Here is a 261-nt window from a genome sequence, read left to right on the forward strand (position 1 = left end):
CCACCATAGAGACGATCATTTCCTTCATTGCCATTTAGCTGGTCATTATCAGCACCACCACGCAATATGTCGTTTCCTAGACCACCGGAAAGAATATCTTCGCCGGAACCACCTGATAGTCTGTCGTTTCCCGAACCGCCTTTCAGGTTGTCGTTTCCTTCACCACCATAAAGACGATCTGCCCCGCCGCCTGCAATGAGCGTATCGTTACCTGATCCACCATATAGACGGTCATTGTTATCACCTGTCGTCAGTTGGTCA

The 261-nt window shown here is 49.4% G+C and carries 1 protein-coding gene; it reads right to left on the reverse strand.

Going from position 1 to position 261, the window contains the following annotated elements; genetic code table 11:
• The coding region (locus E1160_RS00015; protein ID WP_268890590.1) for a calcium-binding protein at positions 1-261 on the reverse strand (261 nt) is incomplete at both ends.

Origin of the sequence: Curvivirga aplysinae, from assembly GCF_009711445.1 — a bacterium.
GTDB classification, from domain to species: domain Bacteria; phylum Pseudomonadota; class Alphaproteobacteria; order UBA8366; family Aestuariispiraceae; genus Curvivirga; species Curvivirga aplysinae.